The organism is Streptomyces sp. NPDC050842, assembly GCF_044456565.1.
Taxonomy (GTDB): Bacteria; Actinomycetota; Actinomycetes; order Streptomycetales; family Streptomycetaceae; genus Streptomyces.
This window is the reverse complement of record NZ_JBITGA010000002.1, coordinates 416,994-432,430: the sequence shown is the minus strand read 5'-3', so window position 1 is coordinate 432,430 and position 15,437 is coordinate 416,994. Positions and strand designations below refer to the sequence as shown.

At 71.1% G+C, this 15,437-nt stretch carries 10 protein-coding genes and 2 pseudogenes; 7 read left to right on the top strand and 5 right to left on the bottom strand.

All coding sequences use genetic code 11. From position 1 onward, the window contains the following. Nucleotides 1–24: 24 nt before the first annotated feature. Nucleotides 25–3,225 (bottom strand): CHAT domain-containing protein, encoded by a 3,201-nt coding sequence (locus tag ACIBG6_RS07255; protein ID WP_399221567.1) that lies wholly within the window; start codon nt 3,223–3,225, stop codon nt 25–27. A gap of 394 nt (nt 3,226–3,619) precedes the next feature. Here ACIBG6_RS07255 and ACIBG6_RS07250 point away from each other — a divergent pair, with 394 nt between their 5' ends. The 6 genes and pseudogenes from ACIBG6_RS07250 (at nt 3,620) to ACIBG6_RS07225 (ending at nt 9,439) form a co-directional block, all read left to right on the top strand. Then, nucleotides 3,620–4,054 (top strand): hypothetical protein, encoded by a 435-nt coding sequence (locus tag ACIBG6_RS07250; protein WP_399221566.1) that lies wholly within the window; start codon nt 3,620–3,622, stop codon nt 4,052–4,054. Beyond that, nucleotides 4,051–4,962, top strand: a complete 912-nt coding sequence (locus ACIBG6_RS07245; RefSeq protein WP_399221565.1) for a hypothetical protein — start codon at nt 4,051–4,053, stop codon at nt 4,960–4,962. The genes ACIBG6_RS07250 and ACIBG6_RS07245 overlap by 4 nt, the downstream gene beginning before the upstream one ends. Nucleotides 4,963–5,119: 157 nt before the next feature. After that, nucleotides 5,120–5,350 (top strand): annotated as a pseudogene (locus tag ACIBG6_RS07240) (DUF2255 family protein); the annotation flags it as partial. 561 nt (nt 5,351–5,911) lie between these two features. After that, entirely contained in the window at nt 5,912–7,387 is a 1,476-nt protein-coding gene (locus tag ACIBG6_RS07235; protein WP_399221564.1) for an FAD-dependent monooxygenase, read from the top strand. A gap of 259 nt (nt 7,388–7,646) precedes the next feature. Further along, nucleotides 7,647–8,579, top strand: a complete 933-nt coding sequence (locus tag ACIBG6_RS07230) for a ScbA/BarX family gamma-butyrolactone biosynthesis protein (RefSeq protein WP_399221562.1) — start codon at nt 7,647–7,649, stop codon at nt 8,577–8,579. 17 nt (nt 8,580–8,596) lie between these two features. Next, the gene (locus ACIBG6_RS07225) at nt 8,597–9,439 is read left to right on the top strand and encodes an NAD(P)H-binding protein (RefSeq protein ID WP_399221561.1); all 843 of its coding nucleotides are present in this window, start codon (nt 8,597–8,599) and stop codon (nt 9,437–9,439) included. A 243-nt stretch (nt 9,440–9,682) separates the two neighbouring features. Here ACIBG6_RS07225 and ACIBG6_RS07220 read toward each other — a convergent pair whose 3' ends face one another. Then, nucleotides 9,683–9,808: a hypothetical protein gene (locus tag ACIBG6_RS07220; RefSeq protein ID WP_399221560.1), complete on the bottom strand. Its 126-nt coding sequence runs from the start codon at nt 9,806–9,808 to the stop codon at nt 9,683–9,685. Nucleotides 9,809–9,872: 64 nt separating this feature from the next. On the opposite strand from ACIBG6_RS07220, the gene ACIBG6_RS07215 reads away from it, so the two are divergent. Beyond that, nucleotides 9,873–10,100 (top strand): hypothetical protein, encoded by a 228-nt coding sequence (locus ACIBG6_RS07215; RefSeq protein WP_399221559.1) that lies wholly within the window; start codon nt 9,873–9,875, stop codon nt 10,098–10,100. Nucleotides 10,101–10,161: 61 nt separating this feature from the next. Here the strand turns inward: ACIBG6_RS07215 and ACIBG6_RS07210 are convergent. The 3 genes and pseudogenes from ACIBG6_RS07210 to ACIBG6_RS07200 all read right to left on the bottom strand — a co-directional run. Then, a pseudogene (locus ACIBG6_RS07210) lies at nt 10,162–11,957 on the bottom strand (DUF6531 domain-containing protein); the annotation flags it as partial. A 619-nt stretch (nt 11,958–12,576) separates the two neighbouring features. Further along, nucleotides 12,577–13,800, bottom strand: coding sequence for a cation:proton antiporter (locus ACIBG6_RS07205; RefSeq protein ID WP_399221558.1), 1,224 nt, complete (start codon nt 13,798–13,800; stop codon nt 12,577–12,579). A gap of 175 nt (nt 13,801–13,975) precedes the next feature. After that, entirely contained in the window at nt 13,976–15,409 is a 1,434-nt protein-coding gene (locus tag ACIBG6_RS07200) for a flavin monoamine oxidase family protein (protein WP_399221557.1), read from the bottom strand. Between the last annotated feature and the right edge of the window lie 28 nt (nt 15,410–15,437).

Genomic DNA, 15,437 nt, shown 5'->3' with positions numbered 1-15,437 from the left:
TCTCCTCTTGTCCGTGTGAGTGCCTCAGGCACCCGCGTGTACGTGGGCGGCCCACAGGCTCGGGCTGGCGGCGAACGCGGCCCGGCACTCCCGGACCGCCTGGTGTAGCGCGGCCGCCGTCCGGCTGTCGTCCAGTGCCGGCCCGCCGTCGCCGCCGTCGGTACGCAGCCCCTGGTAGAGAAGGCGGGTGATACGGACGGCCACGGCGTCGTGGACCGGCCAGAGCGTGCCGACGGCGTGGGGATATCCCGCGAGCTGGAACGCGGAGGTGATGTGGATGGACTCGTCGGCCAGGTCCCCGTCGGCGCGAGCCGTCTCGCAGGCCGAGAGCACCGCGAGTCGCGCGGCCGGCAGGTCGAGCCGGGCGATCTGCCGGACCGTCAACGGCCGTGTCGCGTGGTCATGCACGAGAAGCCGGCCTGCCGAGGGGTCGGTGGGTTCACTGACTCCGTGGCAGGCGAAGTGGACGCAAGGGTGATCCGGCAGGGCGGCCATGACCTGGTCGAAGGTGGCCCCTTCCCCGTACAGCACATCGGTCGGCAGCAGCGCGCGCAGCGCCTCCACCTCGCGTCGTGCCCCGCCGAGCGGCCGGGCTCCCGGGGTGTCGGGGAGCGCCACGGCGAGGAGTCGGCCGGACGGCCGCGGGGCGGCGGCCCGGTCTCGGGCGTACCGGAGAGCCCGGACGGTCGGCGTGTAGGAGGAGACCACCCGGTCCAGGACGGTCCGTGGCCCTGCCCCGGGCCCACCACCCTCCCGCTGCGGCACGGTACCGGTGCTCTCGCCGTGGTGACCTGCTGCGTGCAGGGGCAGGGCGGCCAGTGTCCCGCCCGGCGACCACCACAGCCGGGGCAGCTCGCCCCCCGCCAGGGGAGCACCGGACAGCCCGAGCCGGTCGAGCACGGGGCCGGTGACGTGGTCCCACGTCCATGCCAGTACCTCGGCGACGGTCCGCTGGGCCGCCTTGTCGCGGGTGGGGTCCATCGCGTCGCCGAGCGCGTGCCGGAGCCTGTCCGCCTGATCACCGACCGCGTCCGGCGTGGCCTGCGGCAGCGGTACGAGGAGGACGCCTCCCGGACGCAGGATCAGGGCGTCGCTGCGGTAGCCGCTGCAGTAGGCGAGCACCACCGGACCGTCTTCCGCGCACGCGAGAAGGGCGCTCTCGTCCGGCGCGGCGAGGAAGTCGGAGAAGCCCGGTGCCTCGCGGATCTCCGCCACCAGCTCTTCCAGGCGGCTCGCCAGCGCGTGCCGCTGGTCCGCGATGGTGGGTGGCAGCCGGCCCAGGGCCGTTTCCGCCGCGTCGACGGCTTCCAGCGCGTCGAGCCGGTCACGGACCGAGACGAACCGCTCGGCGAGACCCGGATGGGCGCCGCGCAGCCGGCCGAGCCCGTCCCGGGTGGCCATGGCCCGGCTCAGCAGGACACCCCGGCCCTGTTCCAGGAGCGACACCGCGTGTTCTGGACGCCCTGCGTTGACCGCGCACGCGGCGGCCTCGGCGGCAAGACCCCGCACCCGTGACAGGCCGCGCTCCTGGTCGCTGCGGGCCAGCCGGCCGGACGCGGCGAACGGCAGCAGCCTCAGGGCCACTTCATGACCGCGCAGTGCCTCGTTCCAGCGGAGGCCGGCCGCTGCGGCGGCTCCCCAGTCCCAGGCCGCGAGAACCCGCTCGTAGGCGGGCATGGCCTTCGTCCCGGCGGCCTGCCGGTAAGCGTCCTCGGCGGCCCGCAACACGCCCGGGTCGCCGTCCTGGTGGTGCAGGGCACGTAACGCGTCGCCGTAAGCCCGCAGATAGGAGCCGTGGGCCGAGCCGCCCTCCGGGGCGGACCAGACGGCGCGGCCCAGGTCGCTGACCGCCTGCTCCAGCAGTCCGTCACCGGCGCTGTGGTGATGCTTTGTCAGACGAGCGGATCCGACGTTCGAGAGTACGAGCGCCAGCGCCGGATCGCCGTACGGAACGTGCTCGGCGGCCTCCTCCAGCAGGGCGACCGCCTCGTCGAGGTCCGCCACGTCGGCGCTCTCCTCGAACCGCGTGCGCAGGGCGTTGGCCAGGTGGTTCAACCGGTCCGCGCGGACCACTCCGGCCTGCGGGGCCAGTGCCAGGGCCCGACGGGCCGCGCGGACCGCCTCGTCGGCGGCGGCCGCGTCGCCGGTCGCGCCGTGCCAGCTCTGCAGGACCACCCCGAGGTTGGCGAGGCGTACGACCTGCGCGGCGGGGGAGGCCGGAGCCGCGTCGAGCGCGTTCCGGGCCAGCCGGGTGGCTTCCCGCAGGGAGTCCAGGTCGTCCGTCTGCACGGCGCGCTCCCACAGGGTGACGGCGAGATTCGCCAGGGTGTCGGCGTACGGGCCGGTGCCCGGCCCCTGCTGGGCCAGGGCGGACCGCAGGACGGTGATCGCCTCGTCGAGCACCGCTGCGTCTCCGGTCGACTGGGCCAGCCGATGCAGGGTGTTGCCGAGGCTGTTCATTTTGATGGCCCGCTCGGGGGCGCCGGCGGCGTACAGCGGCAGGGCCTCGCGCAGCAGTTGCGCCGACTGCCGCAGCAGCGCGGCGTCGCCGTTGCTTTCGGCGGCCAGACGCAGGGCGACGCCCAGACCGGCGAGCCGGTCGGGGCGGTCCGGGTGGCCGGCACCGGTCTCGGACAGGGCGGTGCGGTGCACGTCCAGCATCTCCGCCCGGTCCGTCTCGTCTGCGTCGTGTTCGTGCCACTCGCGAAGGCCCTGGGAGAGGTTCCCAAGTGCGAGCCGGCGCACCTCGCTGCCCGGCGCGCTCTCGCGCAGCACGGCCCGCCACAGGTCCAGGGCGTCGCGCAGAGCGGCGGTGTCGCCGCTGTGCAGATAGGCGCTGTGCAGCGCCGTAGCGAGGTTGTTGCGGTAGCCGGGCCGGTCGGGCGAACCGGGCGGCAGGATCTCCAGTGCGTCCCGCAAGGCGCTCGTCGCCCGTGCGAGATCCGTCCCGTCGGCCGTCCCGGGGCCCTCGATCCCGCCGCGCGCGCCGTTCCTGTGCCGCTCCTGCAGGGCCTCGCCCAGTGAGGCAAGCGTCTGCGCGCCGGTCTCGGCGTCCTGCGGCAGGTCCGCCGCTCGATCGAACAGCTCGACCGCCTGGTCGAGATCGCTCGCCTGGCCGTGGAGGTCGAAGCGCTGACGGTACGCCAGGGCGAGAAGGATCACGTCCTGGGGGCGCACGCGATCGACGGACACCCGCTCATGGCCGAAGGTGATCAACGCGGCCAAATCGACTGAGTCACCTGTCAGTTGCCACCGCCGGTGCAGGGCGATCAGGAGATTGCCGGCGCGGCCCGGTACGGAAGCGTCGCCGGGCTCCGTGACCGCGAGCTCCTGGCGGTACGACCGGATGGCCTCGTCGAGCGCCCTGCGGTCGGCCGTCCTCAGATGGTGCAGTAGCAGTTGATCGGCACCGGGCCGTGCGCCGGGTCCTCCGGCTGCCGTCGCATCCGCCGCGCTGACCACGACCACCCCCGGTTGACGCTGCCGCGGGCCGCGCATCCTCCGCGCATCTTCCGCGTTGCGGCCCGTGTTCACGATAGCCAAGAAGCCCTCGGATCGCCGAGGTGCGGTCGTACAATCGCCACGAAGTGACAACCGGCGTCCGAGGGGGAGCGGGAGCGTGGCGAACACGGCCGACGGGGCGGACACGGGCGATGCCCGGCTCGAGGAGCTGTGCCGCCGGCTCACAGACCCCTCGTCCTCGCCGGAGCTCGACGCTCTGGGCGAGCAGGGCGCGCGGCTTGTCGAGGCCATCGTCTCCTCCCTGCGCGACGGCCTTTCGCCCCAGCGACTCGGCTATCACCTCGATGAGTTGGAAGAGCTGCTGTTGGCCGCGGGACACAGCGCCGGGCTCGGCTCGTACCGCACGATGCCCCCACCCCCCGTCCCCGGCTTCCAGAGTCTGCCGGTCGCCGGTCCGGGGCATCCCGCGCTGTACGTGCTGGCCTGTCCCGCGGGCCGGTGCGGGCGCGTGGAGGCACCGGACGCCGGCGTCCCGGAGCAGCCCGCCTGCGGCATCTTCGGCCGGCCGCTGAACATGGTGCCTCTCCGGTGACCAGCGCCTTCCTCAGCGCGCTGGGGGGCCGGATCGCCGAACGGTGGCTGACGCTGCTGGCGCTGCCCGGACTGCTGTTCATCGCCGCCGTCACCACGGCGACGGTGCTCGGACACGAAGACTGGTCCGACGTGGGGAAGTTGCGGACCTGGCTCGACACGTTGGCCGCCTCCCCCGCGTCCCGGAGCGCCGGAACCATCGCCCTCGTGGCCCTGGGGGTGCTGCTCGCCGCGGCCGCGATCGGTACGGCCGCCCAGGCCCTCGGCACCGGAGTGGAACTCCTCTGGTGCGCCGAGCCCCGCGGGCCCCTGCTGCGGCGCCTCGCCGACCGCCGGCTGCGCCGATGGCGCGCCGCCGACGCCGCGTTCCGCGCCGCGCTGGTCACGGCGGGCCGGGCCCGTATCGCCGGGGCGGACGATGCCGACAGGCTCGCCGGCCTCGCGGAGGGCCACTTCGCCGACCGTGACCGTATCGCGGCCGCCGCGCCACGCCACCCCTTCGGCGTGGGCGACCGGCTTGCCGCACCCGGGCAACGGCTCTGGGGCATGTACCGCCTGGACCTGGCGGCCGCCTGGCCCCACCTATGGCTCCTCGCCGCCGACGGCACCCGCGCCGAACTGCACGCCGCTCGCGTGCGGTTCGGCGCGGCGGCGCGCCTGTGCGTCTGGGGCGCGGGGTATCTGGTGCTGGGCGTGTGGTGGTGGCCGGCCGCCCTGGTCGGGATCACCGCCGTCGCCGCGGGCCTCCGTCGCGGCCGGGCCGCCGCGGACGCGTTCGCCCAACTCACCGAGGCCTTGGCCGACCTGCACGTCCGCGACCTGGCGGCCACCCTGGGCATCGACTCCGCATCGGGCATGGACCGCACGCTCGGCGAACGCCTCTCCCGGGCTCTGCGGAAACACGGCTGACGCCCCCCGACGCCGGCCCGCCATCCTCTTCAAAAACGTGCCGGTCGACCGGACAGATCTCCGCCGTCCTGCTCAAACCCGCCCTGCAGGAGTCGTCGTACGACGCACGAGGAGATGAACCACGACCACCACCTGGACCGCCGACGAGCTCGACCGCGTCGGAGCCGCCGAGGCGCTGGAGATCGCGTCACTACGCCGGGACGGCGGGCTGAGCAGCCCGCGCGCGATCTGGGTCGTGCGCGTCGCCGACGACATCTACGTCCGTTCCGTGAACGGCCCCGGCTCCGACTGGTTCCGTGGCACCCGTGCTTGCCACGAGGGCCATGTGGAGGCCGGCGGTGTCGTGAAGCACGTCACCTTCGAGGACACGACGGCGATGGCGAGGTAAACGACGCGATCGACGCCGCCTAGCGCATCAATGTCACCCGGCCCGAGGCGGTGGCCGGCGCCGACGCCATCGTGCTCACCCTCGGCTCCTTCGGCACCGGCGCTTCCTCGCCGGAGACGGTGGACTACGCAGGCGTACGCAACGTCCTGACCGCCCTGGCCGCCCAGGACGGCGCGCGACCTCGCCTGGCGTTTCTCGGCTTCGGGACCCCTGTCCAGGTAAGTCCGGCGCGGACGCGATCGTTCTGTCGACAGAGTCCTCGGTCGGCGCATACCCGATCGAGACCGTGAAGACGATGTCGAAGATCTGTCTTTCGGACCAGGGCCTGAAGGGTGTCGCGGGAGATCCGCTTCAGGCCGGCCTCGGAGTTCACCGAGCCGGGCCGCCCGTACCCCCGGGTGACGCATGGACATGACCACCACACGCAGCCGTACTGTTGCACTAGATTCGATCATGACGGCTGAACGGGAGTCCCGGAGAGGGCCCGGCGGATCGGCCCGAACCACGAGGAAACGGCCCGCAACCGCTGCACACATCGACCGGCGGAGGAGCGAACCTGCCATGCGCACCACTACGCACACCGAGATAGTCGTCGTCGGAGGCGGGCCGGTCGGCATGCTGATCGCTGCCGAGCTGGGGGCGTACGGGATCGATGTCGTGGTGCTGGAGGAGAAGAGTGCGACATCCGCTCTGCCCAAGGCCGGGACCGTCCACGCCAGGGCCGTGCAGGCGCTGGCCCGGCGGGGCTACCTAGGGCTGCCGCGGTTCTCGGATGCTCCAGTGACTGAGCAGTTCCACTTTGCCGGAATGCCCGGGCTGACGATCACGGTTCCCGCGGCCGAGCCGGAGCCCGTCCTCAAGCGCGCACAGGCCGATCTGGAGCGGGAGTTCGAGGAACGGGCCCGGGATCGCGGAGTGACCGTGCTGCGCGACCACCGGGTGACCGCGCTGAGCCAGGGGCCCGACGGGGTCGAAGTAGTGGCCCAAGGACCCGGGGGCGAGCACACGTACAGCGCCGGCTTCATGGTCGGGGCCGACGGCGCGCGCAGCACCATACGCCGGGAGGCCGGCTTCACCGAGGACACCCACCCCGCGACGGTCTCGGCGATGATGGGCCTGGTCCGGCTGATCGAGCCCGACAAAGCGCCGCGGGGCTGGTGCCGTACCGAGCGGGGCTGGGTCGTCGCGAAGCCCGTTCCCGACGGGCACACCCTCATACGCACGCTCGACTGCGACGGGCCCCATCCCCACCGGCGCACACGGGCGACTGTGCAGGAACTGCAGGACGAGGCATCCCGGATCGCCGGATACGACATCCCGATGGAGGATGCGCTCTCCGTGACGCGGTTCAGCGACTTCACCCGGCTGGTGCGCCACTACCGCAAGGATCGCGTGTTCCTGGCGGGGGACGCCGCACACGTGCACTTCCCGATCGGGGGGCAGGGGTTGAGCACCGGACTGGTCGACGCGCTCAACCTGGGCTGGAAGCTGGCCCACGCCGTGCGCGGAACGGCGGGCAAAGGGCTGCTCGACACGTACGACGACGAGCGCAGGCCGGCCGCGCAGCGGGTCATCGACAACACTCGCGTCCAGCTGACGCTGATGCGTCCCGCCCCCGAACTCGACCCGCTCCGCGCGATGGTCGCCGAGCTGCTGACGCTGGAGCAGACCTGTCGACACGTGGGCGACTTGATCAGCGCGCAGGATACGGTGTACCCGGCGCGCTCGGGCTTCGCCTCCCGGTGGGAGGGGCGGTTCCTGGAGAACGTCGTGGTGAGGGACGGCGCGGAGCCGCAGGACGTCACGGGGCTGCTGCCCGACAGTCGGTCTCTGCTTCTCCTGTCCGGCGAGCAGGCTGCGGCGTACGGCGAGTCGGCCCGGGGCTGGGCCCATGTGCTGAACATCGTCGCCGCCTCACCGAATGCCGCCCTCCCGTGCGACGCGGTGCTGGTGCGTCCTGACGGCCATATCGCCTGGGCACCGGACGCGGGTGACCTCACCGACGCGCTGCGCCTGTGGTTCGGCGAGCCCCGGTAGGCGGCGGCGGGCGGCGGCCCTCCTGCGGATCGAGCCCCGGTCGGGGCGCGGCGGAATCGGTGTTCGACCGGGCGGCCTCCACGGTCTTCCGCCGTGTTCGGGTCGCCCGATCCTGCCTCGCCACGCCGCCGCCTTCGCGCCCGTGACCTGGATCTCTTCGTTGAGCCATAACTTGATCGACGCAGGATCATCCCTGTGATTGGATCTTGTTTCGGGCGCGGCTCGACTGTCGCCGCCGCCGGAAACCACGGGGGATTTCATGAACACGACGACGATCGATGAGGGAAGCCTCCGGTCGCCCAGCGGGCCATTTCCCGCGTCACTGGCTCAGCTGCATCGCGCCAGGGAGGCCGACGCCTTCTCGGTCAGCTGGACGCGGACGCGGGACGACCACTACTCGGTCATCGCCCACTGGCCCGGTGGACACCCTTACTTCATACCAGTACACGGGCACCGCTACGATCCGCTGCTCGTCACCGAGACCATGCGCCAGGCCACCCTGCTCGTGCTGCACGCCGGGTACGGCGTTCCCATAGGACACCACTTCCTCCTGTCGGAGCTGCAGTTCACCTGCCGTATGAACCGGCTCGCCATCGACGACGGGCCCGGAGAGGTGGAGGTGCAGGTGGTCTGCTCCGATGTGAAGCAGGCCCGGGGGCACGTCTCCCAGATCAAGGTCGACATGGTCGTGCGCCGCGCGGGGTCGGTCGTGTCCACGGGCGCCATCCTGGGGCGGATCGTCGGCCCGGAGGCCTACCGGCGGATACGGGGCGACCGTGCCGTCCCGGGATTCGAGGTCCCGCGGACACCTCCGGTGACGGCCTCGCTCGTCGGCCGGTCCCGCCCGGAGGACGTCCTGCTCTCGCCCACCCCGCAGGACCAGGTGTGGCAGCTGCGGGTCGACACCAGGCACCCGGTCCTGTTCCAGGGCGAGAAGGACCACGTGCCCGGGATGCTGCTCCTGGAAGCAGCCAGGCAGGCGGCCGAACTGGCGACGCCGTCCCAGCCATTCGTCCCCTCCTCGGGACGCATAAGCTTCCAGCGCTACGCGGAGTTCAGTACCCCCTGCTGGATACGGGCCCACGCCCTGCCCACATCGCGCGCCGGAACGACCGGCATCACCATCACGGGGAGCCAGGACGACGGCGCGGTGTTCCTCGCCGAGCTCTCCTCGGCCCTTCCCATCTGCTGACGGACGGTAACGCAGACATGATCCTTGTCACCGGAGCAACCGGCACGGTGGGGCGGGAGGTCGCCCGCCTGCTGGCCCCCGACCGCCCGCTGCGCATCCTCACGAGGCGGCCCGAACTCGTCACCGCCCAAGGGCCCGCCGTCACCGTGGTCCGCGGCGGCTTCACTGACCCCGAAAGCCTCCACCGGGCGCTGACGGGAGTCCACGCCGCCTTCCTGGTCACCAACCGGGTGGCGGAGGAGGACGACGCGCGGTTCATCGACGTGGCCCGGGCCTGCGGCGTACGGCATCTGGTCAAACTCTCCGCGGCCGCCGTGGAGGACCCGGAGGCGGACGACCTCATCACCCGCTGGCAGCGCGAGAACGAGCGGGCCGTGCGGGAATCGGGACTGGCGTGGACCTTGCTGCGCCCCCGGTCCTTCATGTCCAACACGCTGTCGTGGGCACCGGCCGTCCGCTCCGAGGGCGTCGTGCGCGCGCTCTACGGGGAGTCGGCCAACGCCTGTGTGGACCCGCGCGACGTCGCCGAGGTAGCGGTGCACGCTCTGACACAGGACGGGCAGGAAGGCCGCGTGCACGCGCTTTCCGGTCCGGAGGCGGTAACCGCGCTCGAACAGACCGCCGTGCTCTCGAAGGTGCTGGGGCGACCACTGCGCTTCGAGGAGTTCGGGCCGGAGCGGGCCCGTTCCGCACTGCTGGACCGCTATCCCGAGGCGATCACCGAAGCGCTGCTGCGCAGCGCCGGACGCCAGCAGGCCGGTGCGAAGGCACGGGTGGACTCAGCGGTGCCCGCGATACTGGGACGACCCGCACGGGCCTTCGACACCTGGGCGGCGGACCACGCGCAGGCGTTCGCCTGACCCTCCGCCGGCCGGCGGAGGGCAGGACCCGTACTCTCATAGGCGTTGCGTTCGAGGACTTGGACGGAGCGGTGGACGCCGCGCTTGAGCTCTTCCGGGGCAGCTCGGCGAACCACCGCTCCACCAGGTGGCCAACCGATGCCCTACTGCTTGCGACCTTGAGGGCGGCGAAGAGGGTTCTCTTCATAGTCGGACGGACCGGTCGACGGACAGTTGGCGCCTGGTGCGCCTCGCCAGAGACGCTCAGAAGAACCCGAGCTTCTTCGGGGAGTAGCTGACCAGCAGGTTCTTGGTGTCGACGAGGTCCCTGAAGTCCTCCAGCAGGGCGCTGCCCAGGCGGTCCCGATGACGGTTCAGGCGGACCTGCAACTCCCAGCCATCTGTTCACCCCGGTTCCCGCACCACGTAGGCCGCGAGAAGAGTGCTCCTGGCCATGAAGGAGGAGCGCGCCGAGGTGCTGGCCCGGCTGTGGGAGATCCGTCCCGAGCCCCGTCCCGAGCAGCTGGAGGCCGACGGAGCGGGGCTGCTCCCCTTCGCTTACATCGAGGGGACCGACGCCTACCTCAGAGGCGCCCGCGCGCGCCCCTCGCCCCGACGGCCCGTCAGCCGCCCAGGATCTTGTCGTTCGACGGCCTCGATGTCGGGCCAGGCCCGCGGCTGACGCTCCGCCGGCGGCGGGACGATGTGGGTGAGCTGTTCCACGTCAGGGTGCATCACGAGCGCCCTTTGACGGACCAGGTCAGCCGCGTGTCTCCGCAGAGTGGGTCGGTGACCTCGGCCGGCCGAACGCGTCGTAGGCGCACCGGGTGACCGCCCCGGTGGGGTCCGCCAGAGCGGTGGCCAGCCCTGCCCGATCACGGTCGATGGTCACCGTGTTGCCGATCGGATCGGTGACGCCGGTGGTGGCGCCCCGCCCGTTGTAGGTGTAGGCGGTGCGGGCGCCCGCGGGGTCGGTGAGCACGGTGCGGTTCCCGTGCTCGTCGTACTGGTGGTGCCAGGTCGCGCCGTTCGGCTCGGTCACGATGGCGGGGAGACCGAGCTCGTTGTACGAGACGCTGGTGATCCGCCCGTCGGGCCGCAGGACGCTCGTGGGGCGTCCCTCGTCGTCGTGCGTGATGCGCACGGTCGCCCCGAGCGGGTCGCTGGCGGAGACGACGTGGTCGTGTTCGTCGTACGTGCTGGTGCTGGTGCTGGTGTGGCCGAGGTGTCCGTCCACGCGACCAGCCGGTAACGGGCGTCGAACCGGAACGCGGTGGTCGCCCCGGGCGAGTCGGTGTAACGGGTGGTCCTGTCGGACTCGTCGGCGTGGTTGTAGGACAGCACGGCGGACATGATGCCGTCGGGGCCGACCGTCTCGGCCACGCGGCCCGCGGAGTCGTACACGTAGCGAAACGTGCTGGCGTTGCGGTCCGTCCACGAGGTGATCCGGGTGTCCCCGTCGTACGCGAACCGGGATGGCAGCCCCGAGGAGTTGGTGACCCGGGCGATCCGGCTGCCGTCGGTGGTCAACTGCGCCTGGTAGCCGCCCGTCGTGGGTGATGACGCTGGGGGAGCCGTCCGGGCGGCGGGCGAAGGCGACGTTGCCGTGACGGTCCTCCACCTCGGACAGCCAGTACGCGGTGGAAACCGTGTAGGGGTCGCCGGTGAAGTACCGGGAGAGACCGGTATCGGGATCGGTGACGCGGTACGTCGTCCGGGCGTCCGCCTCTTCGCTGTGCGACAGCGCCAGACGCGGGCCCTCCAGTGGCAGGACCGGATCGTCCCCGGCGGCGGGAACCCAGGGATAGACCCGGAGGCTACCGTCCTCCCGGGCCCATATGGCCCTACGTCGGATCGACCTCCAGGCGCTCGTCCAGGGTGGAGGCCCAACTGCGTCCGAACCACTGGCCGTAGCGGTACTGCGAGAGGTGGACCCGGCGCAGGGTTAGGGGAAGGACACCCGGCAGGTCGAGGTCGGTCTGCGCCAGGATCATCTCCCCCGTCGCCACGTCGATGGGGTCGCCTTCGCAGTGCGTCTTGTCCAGCGGGATGCTGTTGCGCTGCGCGTCCCCGCGGGCGCTGCGCGGGGCGTTGGGCCGGGTACGGACGTCGTCGTCGCGGCGGCGGTCGCCGGGGCCCGGCTTGCCGGAGCCGTCCTTGGCGTCGTCGTGGTCGCCCTTGCGCTGGCGCGCGAGACGATCACGAATCGCGTCGTGGTTGTTCTTGTGGTCGACGGAGATCTGCTTGACGGCCTTGGGTAGGGTGTCACCGACGTGGTCGCCCATCGTCTTCACTTCGTCTGGTCGAGGTTCACACCGTTCTACACGCCCAGCGCGTCCATGAGGTGCTTGTCCTTGACCTTGCCCCAGTGGGCGTTGAGCGCGTCCATTGCTTCGCCGTGACCCGACGACAGCAGGCGCTGCATGCAGTTGTTGGCTGGCTGACCGTCGTCGGCGAGATCGTCCGCGAACTCCCGCAGCGCATCCGCCATGTCGCGGTACGCGTCCTCGTCTACGTTGGGCCAGTTCACCCCCACCAGGTCGAGAAGAGTGTCCGCCCAGTCTCATGCTGGCCCGTACGCGTGTTCTCCAAATCGTCGCAAAGGCGATGTGTTGCCCACTCCCCGCCGGAGCGGAACGCGCCCTCTCGCCAGGGCGTACGACCCTCCCGAAGAGATTTCGGCCGCCGGTGAATCCTCTTGGAACGTGCCCGCCTCCTGTCTGCGCACCGGCCGGCCGGGCCGACTGCTCCAGGAGCAAACACCCATGATGATCACCGCCTCGTCGCGATCGGAGCCCTGCTCGTGGGCACATACAGCCGGCACCTGATGCGCCGCTCCAGGAGCGGCACCTGACTGCTGCGGGCGTGCGCAAGACATTGCGCTCACAGGTACGAGGCGCGGTCCACGGCGGCGTCACAGGGCTGTGTTCCGTTCCGCCGCCGGGACCGCTGGAGGTGTGAGGAGGCATCACCTGCCGTCCACTTCAGGACCACCTCGTGGCTCGAGGCCTCGGTCGCCCCACGCAGTGCCTCTCGGCCCGCCTCGTAGTGAGATGCGCCGGGCGGTGGCCGCAAACGCCGTCATCGCGTTCGTTTTCAGCTCGGTCGCCGTGGCAGACGTCGTCTCGGCGCTGAACACGGCTGCTCGACGTGCCTGACTATCCCCCGGGACCCGGCGGTGGCACCCGCTCCTCGGGCTGCGGGTGCCGGGTGAACCAGCGGGCGACCGGTTCCGCCGACACCCCGTGCAGGACCACGCTGAGCAGGACCGTCGCTGCGGTCACGTTCACCACGAAGTCCGCGTTCGCCTTCGGGAGTTGAATGTAGGCAAGGACCGCGAAGACAATCGAGGTGACACCGCGTGGCCCGAGCCAGCCGATCGCGACGCGTTCGGGGCGGGTGAAGTCGGTGCCGGTGAGCGACACCATCACCGGAACGAACCGGGCCACGGTCAGTACGAGGAGCGCGTAGGCGAGGACCTGGAGCGCGATGCCGTCGGCGAACGCCTCGGCTGCCAGTGCGCCGAAGGCGTACCAGGCCGCCAGGGCCAGGAGGTGATTGACGTCCTGTACGAGGTCGAGGGAGTCACCGCCGATGACGGAGACGGTGTTCGCGTACCAGAGGCCCGCCACGAAGGCCGCGACGAAGCCGTTGCCCTCGACGAGGACAGAGGCCGCGTACGTCAGGAACGGCAGGGCGAGCCCCGCCATGCGCAGGCTCGCGGGCTTGGCCCACCCGGATTCCAGCGCCCGGCGCACCACTTGGGAGGCCAGGAAGCCGAGGACGCTGCCGATGATCGCCGCGTACACCCCGCCCTTGAGGGCGTTGAGGAGGAGGTCGCCGAACGTGTCGCCCTCGGCGGAGAGCAGGTTGGCGACGCAGAAGACGAAGAGCGGCGAGATCAGCCCGTCGTTGAACCCTCCTTCGATGTTGAGCGCGGCCCGCACCCGCAGGGGTACGCGCTCGTCCCGGAGGATCGTCAGGACCGGTGCGAGGTCCATGGGCATGACGACGAGGGCCGCGACCGCCAGGAGCCACCAGCTCCTCCCGGGGAAGACGAGTGCGCCCGCCAGCGTGGCGAGCAGGAGGGAGGCCGGCAGGGCGATCCCGAGGAGCCGCCCCTCTCCGACCGGACCCCGCAGCCGGGCGTATTCCCGTGCCTCGGTGGCGTCCGTGAACAGCATTACCGCGAGGACGAGTTCGATGGCCCGCTGGAAGGTGTGGGTGTCCACGTCGAGCGGCACGACCGGGTGGTCCTGTCCGCTGAGGAGAATCCCGGCCGCGGCGAAGGTGATCGGGGCGGTGATGTTCCACCGTGCGAGCCGGTCGGACACGACGGTCCACAGGAACAGCAGGGACAGCAGGACGAGGAGAGCGATCACGGCGACTCGCAGAGCGGGAGGGGACGGAAGACAGGGAAAGGTGAGGAGACCCCGAAGCCGACGGTGACATCCTCACAGGTGGCAGGGTGATTGTCGGCCCCGGACACTCCGCGTGCGCCGCTCTCGGCCCGGGTGCCGGGGCGCCTGGTCTGGTCTTCTTGCCCCGGCGTGAGGGTCAGCGGCCCAGGTCCGACAGGACCGCCTTCGCCGCGTTCTCACCCGACGTGGCCGCGTCGGCGAGCGACGGCATGTCGAGCTGATAGTCGCCGGCCAGATGGATCGGCCCGAGAGGCTTGCGAAGTGTCGGCAACGACTCGCGTCCCCGGGGTGCCCAGAACGGCACGACACGGTGGTGGCGTCGCACGATCCCGTCGCCGAGTTTCCCTTCGAGCTGGGGGTAGACCGAGAGCAGATCCCTGGTGAAGCGGGCGACGATTTCCTCGTCGGAGAGTTCGAACAGAGCGTCGGCCGAGGCGCCGCCGGCGAAACAGGCCAGCGCACCACCCGGCCTCCGCGGACCGTTCTTACGCAGGGCGGCGGCGTGGTTGAACATCGCCTGGAAGGACAGTTGCGGCGTGGACACGGCGAGAAGCCCGTCCCAGGGCTGAGGCCCCTCCTCTTCGGTGAAGAAGCCGACGATCACGTACCGCCCGTAGCGGATGTCGTCGAACGCGTTGCGATGTGTCTTCGGAAGTCCGGGAAGGATCTGCGGCGCGATGTCGCTGGGAACCGAGACTATGGCGCGTTTCGCGCGTATCCGTGTCGAGCGGCCGGCGACGACGTAGTCCACGACGACCCCGTCCCCGCTCTTCTCCACTGTCCGGACGGTCGCCCCGAGCCGAAGACGCTCGCCGAGGTCGGTGGCCAGGATGTCGGTCAAGGTCTGGTTCCCACCAGCCGGCAGGGCGAAGTTCGGCACCTTCGACGGGTCCGTCAGAGCGAGTCCGATCGACACCACGAGCTGGGTCGCCGCCGTCTCCTCCGGCTCGCACCCCATCCATTGCCCCGACCACGAGCGGACCATGGTCCGGGTCAGCTCGGAGCGGACACCGCGCAGGAGATCCGATGCGGGACGCGCGTCGAGCCTGGCGCGCACCTTCTTCGCGAGGCGGCTGTCCGATTCCAGGAACGGCGCCGCGGCAAGGATGCGGGCGCCAAGCATGGTGATGCCGACCCGGTCCATGAAGCCCATGCGGGTGCGGAACATGAGGGCGGGCATGTCGGACGTGTCGACCAGGGCGCCGTTGAGAGCAAGCGCCACGCTCGTGTCGGCCAGGGACCCCATCTCGATCTCGTGCCGATGAAGAGCGTCGATCAACGGCCCGGTCCCCTCCGTGAACTGGGTGCCGACGTTGATCCAGTACTCGCCCTTACGGACCGTCTCGACGCGTCCCCCTGGCCGGTCCGCTGCTTCGAGTACCACGACGTCGGCCCTGTCCACGAGCGTCGTGGCCGCCATCAGGCCCGACATTCCCGCGCCGACGACCACGACGTCACAGGTCTCCTCGTCACTGTCTTCTACTGCGGCCATGTCTCGCGACTCCTTGTACCGTTCTTCACTGGCGGCAAATGAAACTCGACTCGATTTCGAGAATACTGGAGCTGGCAACTCCCGTACACCCGGACGGCATGTGGGC